Annotated in this window: 16 protein-coding genes; 11 read left to right on the forward strand and 5 right to left on the reverse strand. The window is 31.6% G+C overall.

Translation table 11 applies throughout. The features are described from left to right. Positions 1-23 precede the first annotated feature (23 nt). The 5 genes from NST10_RS00840 to yhaM all read left to right on the forward strand — a co-directional run bounded on the left by NST10_RS00840 (position 24) and on the right by yhaM (position 7,504). On the forward strand, positions 24-1,148 hold the full coding sequence (locus tag NST10_RS00840; protein ID WP_000992536.1) for a DUF445 domain-containing protein: 1,125 nt from the start codon (positions 24-26) through the stop codon (positions 1,146-1,148). 68 nt (positions 1,149-1,216) lie between these two features. Further along, on the forward strand, positions 1,217-1,561 hold the full coding sequence (locus NST10_RS00845) for a YlbF/YmcA family competence regulator (RefSeq protein ID WP_000290301.1): 345 nt from the start codon (positions 1,217-1,219) through the stop codon (positions 1,559-1,561). Between the two features lie 882 nt (positions 1,562-2,443). Continuing rightward, positions 2,444-3,640, forward strand: a complete 1,197-nt coding sequence (locus tag NST10_RS00850) for an exonuclease SbcCD subunit D (RefSeq protein WP_000238227.1) — start codon at positions 2,444-2,446, stop codon at positions 3,638-3,640. Next, the gene (locus tag NST10_RS00855) at positions 3,630-6,566 is read left to right on the forward strand and encodes an ATP-binding protein (RefSeq protein WP_000584639.1); all 2,937 of its coding nucleotides are present in this window, start codon (positions 3,630-3,632) and stop codon (positions 6,564-6,566) included. The genes NST10_RS00850 and NST10_RS00855 overlap by 11 nt, the downstream gene beginning before the upstream one ends. Next, positions 6,563-7,504 (forward strand): 3'-5' exoribonuclease YhaM, encoded by a 942-nt coding sequence (gene yhaM / locus NST10_RS00860; RefSeq protein WP_001244175.1) that lies wholly within the window; start codon positions 6,563-6,565, stop codon positions 7,502-7,504. Before NST10_RS00855 ends, yhaM begins: the two co-directional genes overlap by 4 nt. 120 nt (positions 7,505-7,624) lie before the next feature. Here the strand turns inward: yhaM and NST10_RS00865 are convergent, their stop codons facing one another. The 4 genes from NST10_RS00865 to NST10_RS00880 all read right to left on the reverse strand — a co-directional run bounded on the left by NST10_RS00865 (position 7,625) and on the right by NST10_RS00880 (position 11,011). Continuing rightward, positions 7,625-8,587 (reverse strand): foldase protein PrsA, encoded by a 963-nt coding sequence (locus NST10_RS00865; RefSeq protein WP_000782130.1) that lies wholly within the window; start codon positions 8,585-8,587, stop codon positions 7,625-7,627. A 204-nt stretch (positions 8,588-8,791) separates the two neighbouring features. Next, a complete protein-coding gene (locus NST10_RS00870; protein ID WP_000477959.1) occupies positions 8,792-9,349 on the reverse strand; it encodes a DUF3267 domain-containing protein in 558 nt (185 codons plus the stop codon). 732 nt (positions 9,350-10,081) lie between these two features. After that, complete coding sequence (locus NST10_RS00875) at positions 10,082-10,447, reverse strand: YtxH domain-containing protein (RefSeq protein WP_000648118.1); 366 nt, start codon at positions 10,445-10,447, stop codon at positions 10,082-10,084. Positions 10,448-10,588: 141 nt separating this feature from the next. Continuing rightward, positions 10,589-11,011 carry an HIT family protein gene (locus NST10_RS00880; protein WP_000004981.1) on the reverse strand — a complete coding sequence of 141 codons (423 nt, stop codon included), beginning with the start codon at positions 11,009-11,011 and terminating at the stop codon, positions 10,589-10,591. A gap of 133 nt (positions 11,012-11,144) precedes the next feature. On the opposite strand from NST10_RS00880, the gene NST10_RS00885 reads away from it, so the two are divergent. Then, the gene (locus NST10_RS00885; RefSeq protein WP_000216874.1) at positions 11,145-11,885 is read left to right on the forward strand and encodes an ABC transporter ATP-binding protein; all 741 of its coding nucleotides are present in this window, start codon (positions 11,145-11,147) and stop codon (positions 11,883-11,885) included. Next, entirely contained in the window at positions 11,878-13,101 is a 1,224-nt protein-coding gene (locus tag NST10_RS00890) for an ABC transporter permease (protein ID WP_001245763.1), read from the forward strand. The genes NST10_RS00885 and NST10_RS00890 overlap by 8 nt, the downstream gene beginning before the upstream one ends. 123 nt (positions 13,102-13,224) lie before the next feature. On the opposite strand, the gene traP is transcribed toward NST10_RS00890, so the two are convergent. Beyond that, the gene (gene traP / locus NST10_RS00895) at positions 13,225-13,728 is read right to left on the reverse strand and encodes a signal transduction protein TRAP (protein WP_000737983.1); all 504 of its coding nucleotides are present in this window, start codon (positions 13,726-13,728) and stop codon (positions 13,225-13,227) included. 185 nt (positions 13,729-13,913) lie between these two features. Between traP and NST10_RS00900 the strand changes: the two genes are divergently transcribed. From NST10_RS00900 to hemY, 4 genes are read left to right on the forward strand one after another with little or no spacing between them, the layout of a single operon-like run. Beyond that, positions 13,914-14,000, forward strand: coding sequence for a hypothetical protein (locus NST10_RS00900; protein ID WP_031875110.1), 87 nt, complete (start codon positions 13,914-13,916; stop codon positions 13,998-14,000). Beyond that, positions 13,990-15,027, forward strand: coding sequence for a uroporphyrinogen decarboxylase (gene hemE, locus NST10_RS00905; protein WP_000233541.1), 1,038 nt, complete (start codon positions 13,990-13,992; stop codon positions 15,025-15,027). Before NST10_RS00900 ends, hemE begins: the two co-directional genes overlap by 11 nt. A 57-nt stretch (positions 15,028-15,084) precedes the next feature. Continuing rightward, complete coding sequence (hemH, locus tag NST10_RS00910) at positions 15,085-16,008, forward strand: ferrochelatase (protein WP_000162875.1); 924 nt, start codon at positions 15,085-15,087, stop codon at positions 16,006-16,008. 23 nt (positions 16,009-16,031) lie between these two features. After that, a complete protein-coding gene (hemY, locus tag NST10_RS00915) occupies positions 16,032-17,432 on the forward strand; it encodes a protoporphyrinogen oxidase (RefSeq protein WP_339210637.1) in 1,401 nt (466 codons plus the stop codon). Positions 17,433-17,597: the final 165 nt, after the last annotated feature.

The raw sequence follows: 17,597 nt of genomic DNA on the forward strand, positions 1-17,597 counted from the left end.
GTTGTCATAAAGGAGTCAAAATTATGAATGCACTATTTATTATCATATTTATGATTGTAGTAGGGGCGATAATTGGTGGTGTTACTAATGTAATTGCAATTAGAATGCTGTTTCACCCCTTTAAACCATACTATATATTTAAATTTAGAGTCCCATTTACACCAGGTTTAATACCGAAAAGACGCGAAGAAATTGCAACTAAAATTGGCCAAGTGATTGAAGAGCATTTGCTTACAGAAACTTTAATTAATGAAAAATTAAAAAGCGAGCAATCACAGCAAGCAATAGAATCTATGATTCAACAGCAGTTACAAAAGTTGACGAAAGATCAATTGTCAATTAAACAAATTACTTCTCAAATCGATATTGATTTAGAACAAGTATTACAAACTAATGGAAATCAATATATTGCATCACAATTGAATAATTATTATACAAAGCATCAAAACCAAACAATAGCATCTTTATTGCCAAATCAACTTGTAACATTTTTAGATCAGCATGTAGATAACGCAACAGACTTATTATGTGATCGTGCAAGAAATTATTTATCATCTGCAAAAGGCACACAAGATATTAATGATATGTTGGATACTTTTTTCAATGAGAAAGGTAAGTTAATTGGTATGTTGCAAATGTTTATGACAAAAGAGAGCATTGCAGATCGAATTCAACAAGAACTTATACGTCTAACATCTCATCCTAAAGCAAGAGCAATTGTGACATCGTTAATTACCAATGAATATCAAACTTTTAAAGATAAATCATTGAATAAACTGTTAGATACGTCGCAGTTTAATGAAATCGCTGAAAATCTATCAATGTATGTAACAACATATGCAAGCAAACAAGCGAATAAGCCAGTGGTTACGTTAATGCCTCAATTTGTTGATTATTTAGAAAGTCAACTCTCTAGCAAATTAGCAAATTTAATCATTGAACAATTATCGATTCACTTATCTACAATTATGAAAAAAGTGGATTTACGAGGATTAATTGAAGAACAAATTAATACGTTTGACTTAGATTATATTGAAAAATTAATTATAGAAATTGCTAACAAAGAACTAAAGTTGATTATGTCATTAGGTTTCATTTTAGGTGGTATTATTGGATTTTTCCAAGGTTTGGTTGCAATCTTTGTCTAAAAAAGCGAGATGTGGTAAAGTAATATCGAACGTTTTAATAAACATCACAACAAAGGAGTGCTATAACCATGGCAGTAAATTTATATGATTATGCAAATCAATTAGAACAAGCTTTAAGAGAAAGCGAAGAATACAAAGCAATCAAAGAAGCATTCGCTAATGTAAAAGCTAACGAAGAATCTAAAAAGTTATTCGACGAGTTCCGTGAAACTCAAATTAACTTCCAACAAAAACAAATGCAAGGTGAAGAAATTGCTGAAGAAGATTTACAAAAAGCGCAAGAACAAGCGCAAGCAATTGAAAAAGATGAAAACATCTCTGCATTAATGAATGCTGAACAAAAAATGAGTCAAGTATTCCAAGAAATCAACCAAATTATCGTTAAACCATTAGACGAAATTTACGCTGACTAATATTAAAATAATATTTTTCAATCCTTTAAATAGAGGAATAAACTGCCGACAGAGTCCTAGACTTTGTGGGTAGTTTTTTTAGTTTTGATAACGGAAGTTGGAGGCCCCCTGTCAAATTGGGCAGATGCGTTCAATATCGGAAGTTAGGTTATTAAACATGTCTTAACTTTAGCTCAGAACGGACGACTGAAGCTGGGCAATCAAACAATATTGGCTCTATGCCAAAACGGGCGGATGAGCTTGATAACGGAAGTTAGGCTAGTAAACGTGTCCTAACTTCCTTTTTGCATTTTGGAGTGTAAAATTTTGAGCATAATACTATTAGTTCGGTCATGTATCGGACTGATGGAAAAGTGTTTCACTTTTAATGACTCATTAAGAACGGCTTGAAAATGTTTGGCGTATTAAGTGCAATGATAGTTTTGACATTTAGCTTCTAATTGGTCATTACTGCCAAGCAAATCTAGTAGAGTAATCATGTAAATCTTTAATGTATCAGTTGGTTCACTAGCGGTGTTAACAATTACGGAAATTACATTTTCGACTGAAATTTTTGAAAAAAATCAACGCACGCTACAAATAAAATTTTAAACTGTTATAAATGTGTCTCAATTTCATATGTTCATCGACGATATGAAGCGTATTATGGTAAAATGAAGAAATAATAAACTTGTTAATAAATAAAACATCACGATTTGACTAAAGCACTTTATTATTGTGTAGATAATAATTTTTTAACGAAATAAAAATAAAAATGGCGACTGGTTTTAATAAATCAGCTAATGAATCACTAATAAGTATGAATATAGTGATTAGAATGCTTTGTATAGTTGGATTTTGCAAAATTGATGTTAGAACCTTTAATTAAGGAGATATGGATGTATGGTTAAATTTATTCATTGTTCGGATTTACATTTAGATAGTCCTTTCAAATCTAAGAGTCATATAAGCCCTAAAATTTTTGAGGATGTTCAAAAAAGTGCTTATGAAAGCTTTAAAAACATTGTAGATATTGCATTACAACAAGATGTTGATTTTGTAATTATCGCGGGTGATTTGTTTGATAGTGAAAACAGAACATTACGTGCTGAAATTTTCTTAAAACAGCAATTTGAACGTTTACAAAATGAACAAATCTTTGTTTATGTTTGTCATGGTAATCACGACCCATTATCATCAAAGATTTCATCAAACTGGCCAGATAATGTTTCTGTATTTTCAAATAAAGTTGAGACGTATGAAGCAATTACTAAATCTGGTGAAACAATTTATATTCACGGATTTAGTTATGAAAATAGAGCAAGTTATGAGAACAAGATTGATGAATATCCATCAAGTCAAGGCCAAAAAGGCATACATATTGGTGTCTTGCATGGTACGTACAGTAAATCTTCAGTTAACGAAAGATATACCGAGTTCATTTTAGAAGATTTAAACAGTAAATTGTATCATTATTGGGCTTTAGGTCATATACATGAACGTCAACAATTAAGTGATATGCCTGTAATTAACTATTCAGGTAATATTCAAGGTAGACATTTTAATGAGCAAGGTGAAAAAGGTTGCTTATTAATCGAGGGTGACCACTTAAAATTAAAAACTAAATTTTATCCTACACAGTATATTAGATTTGAAGAAGCAACTATTGAAACGGATAAGACATCTAAGCAAGGTTTATACGAGGTCATTCAAAACTTTAAAGAACAAGTGAGAGAAGAAGGGAAAGCCTTTTATCGTTTAACGCTTGTTATTAATAGTGAGACATTAATTTCACCTCAAGATTTATTACAAGTTGAAGAAATGATTACAGATTATGAAGAAAACGAAAATCAATTTGTATATATTGATGAGTTAAAAATACAATATGCACAAAATGATGAGTCACCTTTAGTTAATGAATTTTCAGCGGAATTATTAGTCGATCAAACTGTTTTTGATAAAGCGATGTCAGACTTATATTTAAATCCAAGGGCATCTAAGTTCCTAGACGATTATGGAACATTCGACCATACAGCATTAGTTAATCGTGCTGAAGAAATATTAAAAGCTGAAATGAGAGGTGAACAAAATGATAATTAAATCACTTGAAATTTATGGTTACGGTCAATTTGTTCAACGTAAAATTGAATTTAATAAAAACTTCACTGAAATTTTTGGTGAAAATGAAGCGGGTAAATCGACGATTCAAGCATTCATCCATTCGATATTATTTGGTTTTCCAACTAAAAAGTCTAAAGAGCCAAGACTAGAACCACGTCTAGGTAACCAATACGGTGGTAAATTAGTACTTATTCTTGATGATGGCTTAGAGATTGAAGTTGAACGAATTAAAGGCAGTGCTCAAGGTGATGTGAAAGTATATTTACCTAATGGTGCTGTGCGTGATGATGCTTGGTTACAAAAGAAACTTAATTATATTTCTAAAAAGACATATCAAGGTATCTTTTCATTTGATGTACTAGGGCTTCAAGACATTCATAGAAATCTAAATGAAAAACAATTGCAAGATTATTTATTACAAGCAGGGGCTTTAGGATCAACTGAATTCACGTCAATGCGCGAAGTGATTAATCGTAAAAAAGATGAATTATATAAAAAATCAGGTAAAAATCCGATTATTAATCAACAAATTGAGCAATTAAAACAACTAGAAAGTCAAATTCGTGAAGAAGAAGCTAAACTAGAAACATATCATCGTTTAGTAGATGATCGAGATAAATCATCACGTCGATTAGAGAATTTAAAGCATAATTTAAATCAATTATCAAAAATGCATGAAGAAAAACAAAAAGAGGTTGCTTTACATGATCATTCACAAGAATGGAAGTCTCTAGAACAACAGTTAAATATTGAGCCAATCACATTCCCAGAAAAAGGTGTAGATCGTTACGAAAAAGCACGAGCGCATAAGCAATCGTTAGAAAGAGATATTGGTTTAAGAAATGAGCGTTTAGCTCAACTTAAAGAAGAAGCGACTCAATTAGAGCCAGTTAAACAATCTGATATTGACGCCTTCATTAGTTTGAATCAACAAGAAAATGAAATTAAAAATAAAGAATTTGAACTTACTGCAATCGAAAAGGATATTGCGAATAAACAACGTGATAAAGATGAATTGCAAGCAAATATTGGTTGGTCTGAAACGCATCATGACGTAGATAGCTCTGAGGCAATGAAAAGTTATGTCAGTGAGCAAATCAAGAATAAACAAGAACAAGCGGCATACATTAAGCAATTAGAACGTAGTTTAGAAGAAAATAAAATCGAAGATAATGCGGTTCATAGCGAACTAGATTCTGTTGAAGAAAAAATAGTTCCTGAAGAGACTTTTGAAAAGAAAAAAGAATACTCACAACAAGTCATTGAATTAAACGAAAAAGAGAACTTGTATAGCAAGTTGAAAGAACGTTTCGAAATTGAGCAACAAGAAAAACAAAAACGTCAAAAATTGTTACGAACAACGTTTATTCTTTTAACATTAGTAGGTATTGGTTTAACTGTCTTCTCATTTATTTCAAACAACATGTTGTTTGGTATTATTTTCGCAGTATTAACTTTAGTATTTGTTATCGGTATCATCATGTCTAAATCAAAAGAAGTATATTATAGCGAGGCCATCACAGATGAAATCGAAGTAATTAAAGCACAACTAGCCATTTTAGATGAAAACTATGACTTAGATTTTGATCTTGATGAGCAATATCGCATTCGTGATCACTGGCAACAAGCTTTGAAAAATAAAGATATTTTAGAAGAGAAACGTCAGTATATTGAAGGTCGTTTAAATGATGCGAAAGGGCGTCATGATGAATTACAATCGACAGTTGAAAACGTTAAGGATGAATTATACTTATCATCTAAAATTTCAAATGATTTAATTGTTGATAGTATTTCTACAATGGCGAATATTAAAGCATTAGATCAACATATCAGTGATTTAAATCAACAACGCCAGCAATTGGTTCAAGAATTAGATACATTCTACAATCATGCTGAAGCTGTAACAAAATCACAATTTGTTTATTTCAACAAATTATCTTTATTCCACGATGTGCAACAATGGTTGAAATCAGCTGAAGACACGAATGAAAAATGGCGTATTAATGCTGAAAATACCAAACTTGTTACAAATGAATTAAATCATTTAAATGCTCAATTAGAAGAAAATAATAAAGAAATTACAGCACTATTCGATTTTATCAATGTTGGTACTGAAGAAGATTTTTACCAACATCATGAAGATTACCAAACATACACTAGTAATTTGAGTCGTTTTAATGATTTAACAAAATATCTTGAGAACCAAAACTATTCTTATGAATTAAGTTCTAGTTTAAGTGAAAAAACAACAGCACAACTTGAAGAAGAAGATCATTTATTGGCTACTCAAGTTGACGAATATAATGAGCAATATCTTGAAATGCAAGCACAAGTCAGTGATTTAAGTGCACAAATCAATCACATGGAAACTGATACAACGCTTGCTAATTTAAGACATGAATATCACAGTCTTAAAAATCAACTTAATGATATCGCAAAAGATTGGGCAAGTTTAAGTTATTTACAAAGTTTAGTTGATGAACACATTAAACAAATTAAAGATAAACGTTTGCCTCAAGTTATTAATGAAGCGGTAGAAATATTGAAGCATTTAACAGATGGCAGATATACGATGATTAACTATAATGAAGATTCAATTACGGTTAAACATGTTAATGGTCAATTATATGATCCTGTTGAACTAAGTCAATCTACAAAAGAATTACTTTATGTAGCTTTACGTATCAGTTTAATTAAGGTACTACGACCATATTATCCGTTCCCATTAATTGTTGATGATGCATTTGTTCATTTTGATAAAAAACGTACTGAAAAAATGTTGAATTATTTACGATCATTATCAGAACACTATCAAGTACTATACTTTACATGTGTAAAAGATAATATTGTTCCATCAAAAGAAGTGATTACATTAAACAAAATAGAGGAAGGCGGGAAACGATGAGAAATATAGAGAATCTAAATCCCGGAGATTCAGTTGATCACTTTTTCTTAGTGCATAAAGCTACACAGGGTGTAACAGCACAAGGTAAAGATTATATGACATTACATTTGCAAGATAAAAGTGGTGAAATTGAAGCGAAATTTTGGACGGCTACAAAAAATGATATGGCAACAATCAAGCCTGAAGAAATTGTACATGTTAAAGGTGACATCATAAACTATCGCGGAAATAAACAGATGAAAGTCAACCAAATTAGACTAGCGACAACTGAAGATCAATTAAAAACAGAACAATTTGTAGATGGTGCACCTTTATCACCGGCAGAAATACAAGAAGAGATTTCTCATTATTTGCTAGATATTGAAAATGCTAATTTACAACGTATCACACGTCATTTATTGAAAAAATATCAAGAACGATTTTACACATATCCAGCTGCTAGTTCTCATCATCATAACTTTGCGAGTGGCTTAAGCTATCATGTATTAACGATGTTACGTATTGCAAAATCAATTTGTGACATTTATCCATTGTTAAACAAAAGTTTGTTATATAGTGGTATTATTTTGCATGATATTGGTAAAGTTAGAGAATTGAGTGGTCCTGTTGCGACGTCGTATACAGTCGAAGGTAATTTATTAGGACACATCTCGATTGCGAGTGATGAAGTAGTTGAAGCAGCTCGTGAATTGAACATTGAAGGAGAAGAAATCATGTTGTTAAGACATATGATTTTATCTCATCATGGTAAGTTAGAGTATGGTTCGCCAAAGCTGCCATACTTAAAAGAAGCAGAAATTTTATGCTATATCGATAATATCGATGCTAGAATGAATATGTTTGAAAAGGCTTATAAAAAAACTGACAAGGGTCAGTTTACAGATAAAATATTTGGTCTTGAAAATCGTAGATTCTACAATCCTGAATCACTCGATTAAGAATTAAAAGATATCGGACAGATGAGTATACTGAAACATGAGCTCATCTGTCCGATTTTTAATGCGAAAAAACCGAGCGGCCGTGGTATGATTTTTAAACCACGGTCGCTCGGTTTTGTGTTATTGGCTCATGCCGGATTGTCCGCCTTGTGCGCCACCTTGTTTAAGTTTTTCAGGGTTTAAGATTTTATCTTCGACAACTGATTTAATATCACGATCTTTAAAGTCAACATCGTATTCTTTTAATAGATCTTTGTATGCATCAGTTAATAATTTTGGATTTTTTTGTACTTTCTGATCGACTAATTTTTCTTTCAGGCTTTGTTTTTCACTGTTAAAGTCTGTTGGTTTATCAGCTTTAATAATATGATATCCAAAGCTTGATTTAACAACGTCTGATACTTCACCATCTTTAAGTTTAAATAGTGCTTTTTCAAAATCTTTATCAGTTTGTCCTTTAAGAACATAACCTAATTCGCCATCTTTTTTAGCTGAACCAGTATCCATTGATTCTTTTTTAGCGATTTCACCAAATTTACTTGGATCTTTTGAAACTTCTTTTTGAATTTCTTCAGCTTTTTGTTTCGCTTCTTTATCATCTAAGCCTTCTTTGTCGCTTTTCTTAGATTTAACTTTAATTAAAATGTGTGAAGCTTTCTTGCTGTCTTCTTTAATTTCAGAATCAGAGATTTTAATTTTATCTGATAGTAATTCTTTATGATAAGCAGCAGTACGTAAATTTTCTTTATATTTATCGGCTGTTAAACCTTGCTGTTGAAGGGCCTTTTTAAATTTATCTTTACCGCCGTATTGCTTTTGCATTTTTTCAATTTGTTCGTCAATCTTCTTATCATTAACTTTATTTTTATATTTATCAGCTAAAATTTTATTTAACATTTCAGTAAACGATGCATTTGCAATTTGATCTTTACCGATTTTTTTCATTGTATCTGCAACTGTTACATCTCCAGCTTTAGAAGAAATTAATGTATTTTCTTTAGAATCTGTGGCACTAGCGCCACAAGCGCCTAATAATAAAGCACTAGCTGTTACCGGAACGATTAATTTGTTTATCATCTTCATAGTTGAAACTCCTTTGTAAGTTAATCATCGTGAATATAACATAGTTTTATATTATCACCAATCAATAACCCATGACATCAGACTAGAGCATTAGGTTTAGGGGTAGAAATTGATGAAAATAAAAAAACAAGGTCTATATACATTTGATTGTAAGCTATTACATAGCCTGAAAACAAATAATAACACCTTGCTATAATTATTTTGTTATAAATGATATGGATTTTTAATTTTTTTCAAAATATTAATACCTGTACTATGTTCTTCTATATATTGTCCATAATTAGAAAATATAATTATTTTTAAATATAATAAATCTGTAATGGAAATACCGAAATTCAATGCCAATAAGAACATAAAATAATGTCCATATTGCGGGAATGAAATTGTTAGATAAACGAACATTGCAGATAAGATAATTAACGGCAATATTAAGTTAATGCAAAAATAAAATTTGTGTACAGGTTGATTGACGTAGGTATTATAGAATATAAGCCATTTTCTTTTAGTCAACTTATGAACTTTAAACGATTTTCTATATGGTAAGAAAAATAATAAATGTATACTTTTATGTAATGGATACGTCATAAATACAAGTAATAAAAAGATGAGAAAATGTCTATCTGATAACGGCGTATTAGATAAAAAATACATTACTTCATAACTAACTAAAAACATAATGATGGTTGCAACTGCACTCATAAATGCAATTCTAGGCAAACCAAATCGTGCATTGATATCAATTTGTCTTTTACATAAAAACATATCTTACGCCTCATCTCTTTTCAATATAAGTTAGATTATAACTAACTCAGGTTCAGTAATTCAATAGTAACATATCATGTTAGAAGATTTGTTATATATGAAGAAAGGGGCGACGTATTGTTTGATTTGAAACGCGAAAGTGGGATTGGTAAAATTGGCTGATTGACTAGCGTAGAAGTAGAATGCAGAACAAATTTCTGCGAACACATATTTTTGCTAATAAAGCATCACTTATGAAAAAGGCGCGTGTGACATGAGTATTTGAAAACTTGAATAATATAAAAAATGGATATGGCAGGGCATATGCAAAAGCATCTTTTAACTAACTAAGTCATACAAATGCTAAAAATATAGTGATATGTAATTATAATAAATACCAGATTAATAATTTGTGGAAGTAAGGTATATGTAATGTGCATATAAGGTTCGGCTCAGTGAAAATATAAGTATGTTGTTTGTCGATAATGATTTAAGTAAAGCGTAATCAAAGTGCAAGGATAACACAATGAATCCTAAGCAATATTTTCAATCAATTCATAAATATGATTTAAGGGAAAATCACTACAAACAACGTCTTACTGTAATTGGTAATCAAACATTCATTCGAGCCATAAAAAAGAGATGACAAGAAATATCTAATTTCTAATGTCATCTCGTTTATTTGGCATTTAATTTTAAAAAATAAATATGCTGTTACTAATAAAAATAGTTGTGATCGAGAACGTAAACGTGCTACTTAGAAATTTCGTTTCCAATATCCTCGCCACGATTTTGTAAATTTTCGATGTGTGACTGTAAACGTTCAATATTAGGATTGATGTCAGATTTGAAGTTTCCAAGTAATGACTTAATTTCACCACCGATTGAACTACCAAATTCCGCACTTTCGTTTTTAATTTGAACACCATAGTTTAAAATGTCATTAAAACTTTGTTTAATCGTTTCAAATTCACGTTGTAGTTCTGATTTTGAACCAGTAGGGGCAGTACGATCAATCGTGTTGTTCTTGACACTTTTGTCGTCACGTCCTTGAAGTGCAACTACAAAACCAGCTGCTACGCCAACACCGATACCGAATAGAATGCGTGATGCTTTCATTTATATTCTCCTCACTTTTAACATCTGTTATCTTAATAACTCATTTTGTTTAAAATTGCTAACCTTGATGTTATCACTTCAAACGCAATTGTTATAATATTAATCATATTATACCCGTTCGAGCTTAGATTAAGCATACATTTAAAATTGTGCTTGAATTTGTTCAGCAATTTGTTGTTTTGCATCGTTATCTAAAATATCTTCATGTGTTTCCCACTTATAACCAAATCCATCAATATCATTTTCATATCGAGGAATTAAGTGGAAATGAATATGAAATACCGATTGATCTGCAAACTCACCATTATTTTGAATAATGTTTAAACCATCAGGATTAAATGCACGCTTAATAGCATTTGCTACTTTAGGTAATGCTGCGCCGATATGTTTCATTGTTTCTTCATCAGTTTCAAAGATATTAGCAGAAGCTTTTTTAGGAATTAATAACGTATGTCCTTTAGTAACTTGTGATATATCTAAAAAGGCATAGACATAATCGTCTTCATATACTTTAAAGCTAGGAATTTCTCCAGTTAAAATTTTGCCGAAAATTGTTTCTGACATGATGACTACACTCCTTTTCAACTTGTATTACCATTCATTATAACATTGTCGCTAAAAATTCGATATTAGGATATGTGTATTTAATATGAGCATTTTATAATTTTTGGTACAATATAAGTCATGGAGGTGCCTTATGACAGTTAAAGTAGAACAGCTTACAGGTGGATATGGAAAACGCCCTGTAATTAAAGATATAAATTTTGAATTAAACAAAGGCGAAATCGTTGGACTTATTGGCCTTAATGGCGCTGGTAAGAGTACAACGATTAAACATATGCTAGGATTGCTTACACCTATGGAAGGATCTCTATCAATTTCAGATATCAACATTAATGATGACATAGAGGCTTATAGAAGAAAGTTATCTTATATTCCGGAATCACCGGTTATATACGAAGAACTCACATTAGAGGAACACATTGAGATGACAGCAATGGCATATGATATTGATCGTGATGAAGCGATGAATCGAGCAATGCCATTATTAAAGACATTCCGTTTAGAAAATGAATTGAAAGTTTTTCCGAGTCATTTTTCTAAGGGGATGAAACAAAAAGTCATGATTATTTGTGCGTTTATCGTTAATCCCGAATTGTATATTATAGACGAACCATTCCTTGGCCTAGATCCATTAGGAATTCAATCCATGTTAGATTTAATGGTTGAAAAGAAAAACGAAGGTAGAACCGTTCTAATGAGTACACATATTTTAGCAACAGCTGAACGTTATTGTGATCGTTTTATCATACTAGACGAAGGTGAAGTCGTTGCATTTGGAGATTTAGAAGCATTGAGACAACAAACTGGCTTACATAATCAAACGTTAGACGATATATATATTCATGTGACGCAAGGTGGAGATGTACATGCGTAACCAAGCGACCACATTATTTAATAAAAGATTACATGCCCTTCGTAAAGAGAAAAATTATTATAATAAGTTTATATTTAATGGTCATTTCATGGTCTTTTTACTTATTTTGCTGGGTGCATTTATTTTTGGATATGGTGAATGGTTAAAACATATTCCAACGAATATCAATTTTTCATTAATAGCAGCAGTGATTGTTGCGTTGACATCCATTTTTCCAATGCGACCACTCCTAAAAGAAGCGGATAAAATCTTTTTATTACCATTTGAAAAACACATGTCTCAATTTATGCGTCATGCGATTTTATATAGCTACTTTGCGCGCATTTTAATCCAACTCATTATTGTTATTGTAATGTTCCCGTTGTTTTACAATATTAATCAACATAATGTGGCATTTTATATTTGTTTTGGAGTCAGTGCATTAATTTTTCCATATGTTGGTTTACGCTTAAGATGGCAATGGTATCAATCGGGACTTAAAACATGGCAAGTTAATTTAATATCATTCATCATCTTTGCTCTAACATATTACTTACTATTAGCTCCAAAATGGTACATCACATTTGTGATGGTTGCTTTGCCTGTGTTAATAGAATTTTTAGTTAAAAAATATAAACCTGGCTTTTTGTATCCATGGGAGAAAATGATTGCTATCGAACATCGACATCATATGAATTATTATAAATTTGTTAATATGTTTACCGATGTAAAACATTTGAAAGAATCTGCAGTCAGAAGAAGTTATCTAGATATACTTTTACCAGTTCCAAAGGGTAATAAATTTAACTCTAATGCGATGTATTTATTCTTATTTATTAGAAGCTTTATAAGAGGGAGAGACGCATTTAATATTATCTTTAGGTTAGTAATTATTGCAGTTTTACTTATAGTTTGGTTATCATATCCATTAGTGACAGCAATTATTGGGTGTTTATTTGTATATATTATATTGTTACAAATGGCACAATTTTATTCACAACAAGCATATGGCTTATGGCCTCAAGTGTGGCCTGTACCTGAAGATAAGGTAATCAAAGGGTATGAACAGTTTTTATATAGATTAATGTTTGTTATTTGTACTGTGTTTGCATTGACATTTATTATAAAACATATGACGTTATTCTATGTTGTACTCATTTTCTATATTGTAGGTTTATTAACGATTAGAAGTATTATTAAAAAGTTAAAATATCAGGAAACATTATTACGAGACTAAAAAACTTCCATTGGCATGTATGTTGTAAAGGTGCATGTAATGTTGAAAGCCAAATGATACGGCGTTCAGATTACATTAGCATCTATACGTTAACAGCATAACCAATGGAAGTTTTCTTCGAATCTATTCTTTTATTGGGTATAAATATCTTTCAAAATAACTTGAATGTTGTCCACTTGAACCAAAGTAATGACTTAATGCTTCTTTTGAAAAATGATCTTTAAAAGCATCAGAATTTTTAAAGTCTTCATAAGTTTGTCGATCAGCAAAGCCAAAGTAAATTTTGTATGTTGTACCTTTAACAGGTCTTAGCAATCGATAACTTTTAAAGCCACCAAAGTTTTTGAAATTGTCATCAACACTGATTAATTTCTTTTCAAGTTGATAAACATGGTCTTCAGTTGACGGAATAAAAATTGCGCAATAAAAATGATCTTCATTGAATGCGCCTATTTCTTTAATAACTTCATATATTGAAGGTGATTTCAGTACAGTATTTTCTTCAGTCTCTTCAAAAATCACCGATGAATCAGCAGTTGAAAATTGGAATAAATGATGAGATGGATTATTGATTTTTATCTGATTTAAAAATCCATATGTGCCATAAGATGTATATAATTTCTTCATATGAAAGGTCCCCCTTATGTTTTTATTTATTATACGACGATAAACTAGTCATTACCACTATTAATATACGGTTAAAGTTACTATAATAAATCATGCAAGACAAAAAAATGTGGAGATAATCCATCAAGATTTTAAAATTTAAATACACAAACAAATGATGTGTAATTTAATGTCAGTTTTATGACATTTATTTATTGAAAATACGAACGAATGAGCGATATGATAATATAGATAAGAATGATTTTAATTTAGGAGGCCTTTATGGTGCATAATAAAAACAATACAATTTTGAAAATGATTAAAGGTGAAGAAACGACACATACACCTGTTTGGTTTATGCGACAAGCTGGCCGTTCGCAACCAGAATATCGAAAATTGAAAGAAAAATATTCACTATTCGATATTACACATCAGCCGGAGTTGTGCGCTTATGTTACACATTTACCAGTTGATAATTATCATACAGATGCAGCAATTTTATACAAAGATATTATGACACCATTAAAGCCAATTGGTGTCGATGTAGAAATTAAATCGGGTATTGGTCCAGTGATTCATAATCCTATCAAAACAATTCAAGATGTTGAGAAACTTTCTCAAATAGACCCCGAACGAGATGTACCATATGTATTAGATACAATTAAACTTTTAACAGAAGAAAAGTTAAATGTGCCGCTAATAGGATTTACTGGGGCACCATTTACATTAGCGTCATATATGATTGAAGGCGGACCATCGAAAAATTACAATTTTACAAAAGCGATGATGTATAGAGATGAAGCAACATGGTTTGCTTTAATGAATCATTTAGTCGATGTATCTGTTAAATATGTAACAGCTCAAGTCGAAGCAGGTGCCGAATTGATTCAAATTTTCGATTCATGGGTAGGTGCATTAAATGTCGAGGATTACAGACGTTACATTAAACCACATATGATTCGATTAATCAGTGAGGTTAAAGAAAAACATGATGTGCCGGTAATTCTATTCGGTGTAGGTGCCAGTCATTTAATCAATGAATGGAATGATTTGCCGATTGATGTATTAGGCCTAGATTGGAGAACGTCTATTAATCAGGCTCAACAATTAGGCGTTACTAAAACATTACAAGGTAATTTAGATCCATCAATTTTATTAGCACCATGGAATGTCATTGAAGAGAGATTGAAACCAATATTAGATCAAGGTATGGAGAACGGTAAACACATCTTTAATTTAGGACACGGTGTTTTCCCAGAAGTGCAACCAGAGACGTTACGTAAAGTAAGCGGATTCGTACACACATATACACAAAGATAATCATAGTATTACATTGAAGCACATGAAAGATAATTCATTTAAAGGAAGGTATTATCAATGACTAAAAAAATGGGATTATTAGTTATGGCTTATGGCACACCTTATAAAGAAAGTGACATAGAGCCATATTATACAGACATTAGACATGGTAAACGTCCATCTGAAGAAGAACTTCAAGATTTGAAAGATAGATATGAATTTATAGGTGGTTTATCACCATTAGCAGGTACAACAGATGACCAGGCTGATGCGCTAGTTTCAGCATTAAATAAAGCATATGCAGATGTTGAATTTAAACTATACTTAGGATTAAAACACATTTCACCATTTATCGAAGATGCGGTTGAACAAATGCACAAAGATGGTATTACTGAAGCAATCACTGTAGTACTAGCACCACATTATTCTTCATTTTCAGTAGGATCATATGACAAACGTGCTGATGAAGAAGCTGCAAAATATGGTATTCAACTTACACATGTGAAACATTATTATGAACAACCTAAATTTATTGAATATTGGACGAATAAAGTCAACGAAACATTAGCTCAAATACCGGAAGAGGAACACAAAGACACGGTATTAGTTGTTTCGGCACATAGTTTGCCAAAAGGTTTAATCGAAAAGAATAATGATCCATATCCACAAGAACTAGAACATACTGCGCTTTTAATTAAAGAACAATCTAATATTGAACATATCGCGATTGGTTGGCAATCTGAAGGTAATACAGGTACACCTTGGTTAGGGCCAGATGTACAAGATTTAACACGTGATTTATATGAAAAACATCAGTATAAAAACTTTATATATACGCCAGTAGGTTTTGTATGTGAGCATTTAGAGGTGCTTTATGACAATGATTATGAATGTAAAGTTGTTTGCGATGACATTGGCGCGAATTATTATCGTCCAAAAATGCCGAATACACATCCATTATTTATCGGTGCAATTGTTGATGAAATCAAGTCTATATTTTAATGACGAAAGAAGCGTGAAACGTTGTGACTAAATCAGTGGCTATTATAGGAGCGGGGATAACAGGTTTATCAAGTGCATATTTTTTAAAACAGCAAGATCCTAATATTGATGTAACCATCTTTGAAGCATCGAATCGTCCGGGGGGGAAGATTCAATCGTATCGTAAAGATGGTTATATGATTGAACTAGGGCCTGAATCTTATTTAGGTAGAAAAACGATTATGACAGAATTAGCGAAAGATATTGGATTAGAACAAGATATTGTTACAAATACGACTGGACAATCTTATATTTTTGCGAAAAACAAATTGTATCCTATTCCAGGTGGATCAATTATGGGAATTCCGACAGATATCAAACCGTTTGTGACAACTAAATTAATTTCACCATTTGGAAAGTTAAGAGCAGGGTTTGATTTATTTAAAAAACCTACTCAAATGCAGAATGGTGACATTTCTGTTGGTGCATTTTTCAGAGCAAGATTAGGTAATGAGGTACTTGAGAATTTAATTGAGCCTTTAATGGGTGGTATTTATGGTACCGATATTGATAAATTAAGTTTGATGAGTACGTTTCCTAATTTTAAAGAAAAAGAAGAGGCATTCGGAAGTCTGATAAAAGGTATGAAGGATGAGAAAAATAAGCGTCTGAAACAAAGACAATTATATCCTGGCGCACCAAAAGGACAATTCAAACAATTTAAGCATGGTTTAAGTTCATTTATTGAAGCATTAGAACAAGATGTGAAAAATAAAGGTGTGACAATACGTTACAATACGTCAGTGGATGATATTATTACATATCAAAAGCAATATAAAATTGTTTACAGTAATCAACAAGAAGATGTATTCGATGGGGTATTAGTGACAACACCGCATCAAGTTTTTTTGAATTGGTTCGGACAAGATCCAGCATTTGATTATTTAAAAACGATGGATAGTACGACTGTTGCAACTGTTGTATTGGCATTTGATGAAAAAGACATTGAAAATACTTATGATGGTACTGGCTTCGTGATTGCGAGAACGAGTGATACTGACATTACCGCATGTACTTGGACATCGAAAAAATGGCCATTTACTACACCAGAAGGTAAGGTTTTGATTCGTGCGTATGTAGGTAAACCAGGTGATACTGTGGTTGATGATCATACAGATGATGAATTAGTATCGATTGTACGTAGAGATTTAAGTCAAATGATGACATTTAAAGGCGATCCTGAATTTACAATTGTCAATCGTTTGCCGAAAAGTATGCCACAGTACCATGTTGGTCACATTCAACAAATTAGGCAGATTCAAGCACATATTAAACAAACATATCCACGACTTAGAGTAACTGGTGCATCTTTTGAAGCGGTTGGACTACCTGATTGTATTACACAAGGTAAAGTTGCTGCTGAAGAAGTAATCGCAGAGTTGTAAGTTAATTGTTGGATGGAGTTGGTGTAGGTGCGACGCCTTTAGATAATGTTTGATGAAATATAGTCATTTTTAAGTTATATAATGGTGGAAGTAATGTGTAAATCATGATACTTTCAGCGGGAATTATTTCATGAAACTGAATCGAAGAAGAAGGTTTAGCTATTA

The sequence above is a fragment of the Staphylococcus sp. FSL W8-0305 genome (assembly GCF_037966415.1).
Taxonomy (GTDB): domain Bacteria; phylum Bacillota; class Bacilli; order Staphylococcales; family Staphylococcaceae; genus Staphylococcus; species Staphylococcus aureus.

What these genes read in the sequence shown, in the direction of transcription:
- NST10_RS00840 (WP_000992536.1), top strand. Translation starts at nt 24, where the DNA reads ATGAATGCACTATTTATTATCATATTTATGATTGTAGTAGGGGCGATA.
- NST10_RS00845 (WP_000290301.1), top strand. Translation starts at nt 1,217, where the DNA reads ATGGCAGTAAATTTATATGATTATGCAAATCAATTAGAACAAGCTTTA.
- NST10_RS00850 (WP_000238227.1), top strand. Translation starts at nt 2,444, where the DNA reads ATGGTTAAATTTATTCATTGTTCGGATTTACATTTAGATAGTCCTTTC.
- NST10_RS00855 (WP_000584639.1), top strand. Translation starts at nt 3,630, where the DNA reads ATGATAATTAAATCACTTGAAATTTATGGTTACGGTCAATTTGTTCAA.
- yhaM (WP_001244175.1), top strand. Translation starts at nt 6,563, where the DNA reads ATGAGAAATATAGAGAATCTAAATCCCGGAGATTCAGTTGATCACTTT.
- NST10_RS00865 (WP_000782130.1), bottom strand. Translation starts at nt 8,587, where the DNA reads ATGAAGATGATAAACAAATTAATCGTTCCGGTAACAGCTAGTGCTTTA.
- NST10_RS00870 (WP_000477959.1), bottom strand. Translation starts at nt 9,349, where the DNA reads ATGTTTTTATGTAAAAGACAAATTGATATCAATGCACGATTTGGTTTG.
- NST10_RS00875 (WP_000648118.1), bottom strand. Translation starts at nt 10,447, where the DNA reads ATGAAAGCATCACGCATTCTATTCGGTATCGGTGTTGGCGTAGCAGCT.
- NST10_RS00880 (WP_000004981.1), bottom strand. Translation starts at nt 11,011, where the DNA reads ATGTCAGAAACAATTTTCGGCAAAATTTTAACTGGAGAAATTCCTAGC.
- NST10_RS00885 (WP_000216874.1), top strand. Translation starts at nt 11,145, where the DNA reads ATGACAGTTAAAGTAGAACAGCTTACAGGTGGATATGGAAAACGCCCT.
- NST10_RS00890 (WP_001245763.1), top strand. Translation starts at nt 11,878, where the DNA reads ATGCGTAACCAAGCGACCACATTATTTAATAAAAGATTACATGCCCTT.
- traP (WP_000737983.1), bottom strand. Translation starts at nt 13,728, where the DNA reads ATGAAGAAATTATATACATCTTATGGCACATATGGATTTTTAAATCAG.
- hemE (WP_000233541.1), top strand. Translation starts at nt 13,990, where the DNA reads ATGGTGCATAATAAAAACAATACAATTTTGAAAATGATTAAAGGTGAA.
- hemH (WP_000162875.1), top strand. Translation starts at nt 15,085, where the DNA reads ATGACTAAAAAAATGGGATTATTAGTTATGGCTTATGGCACACCTTAT.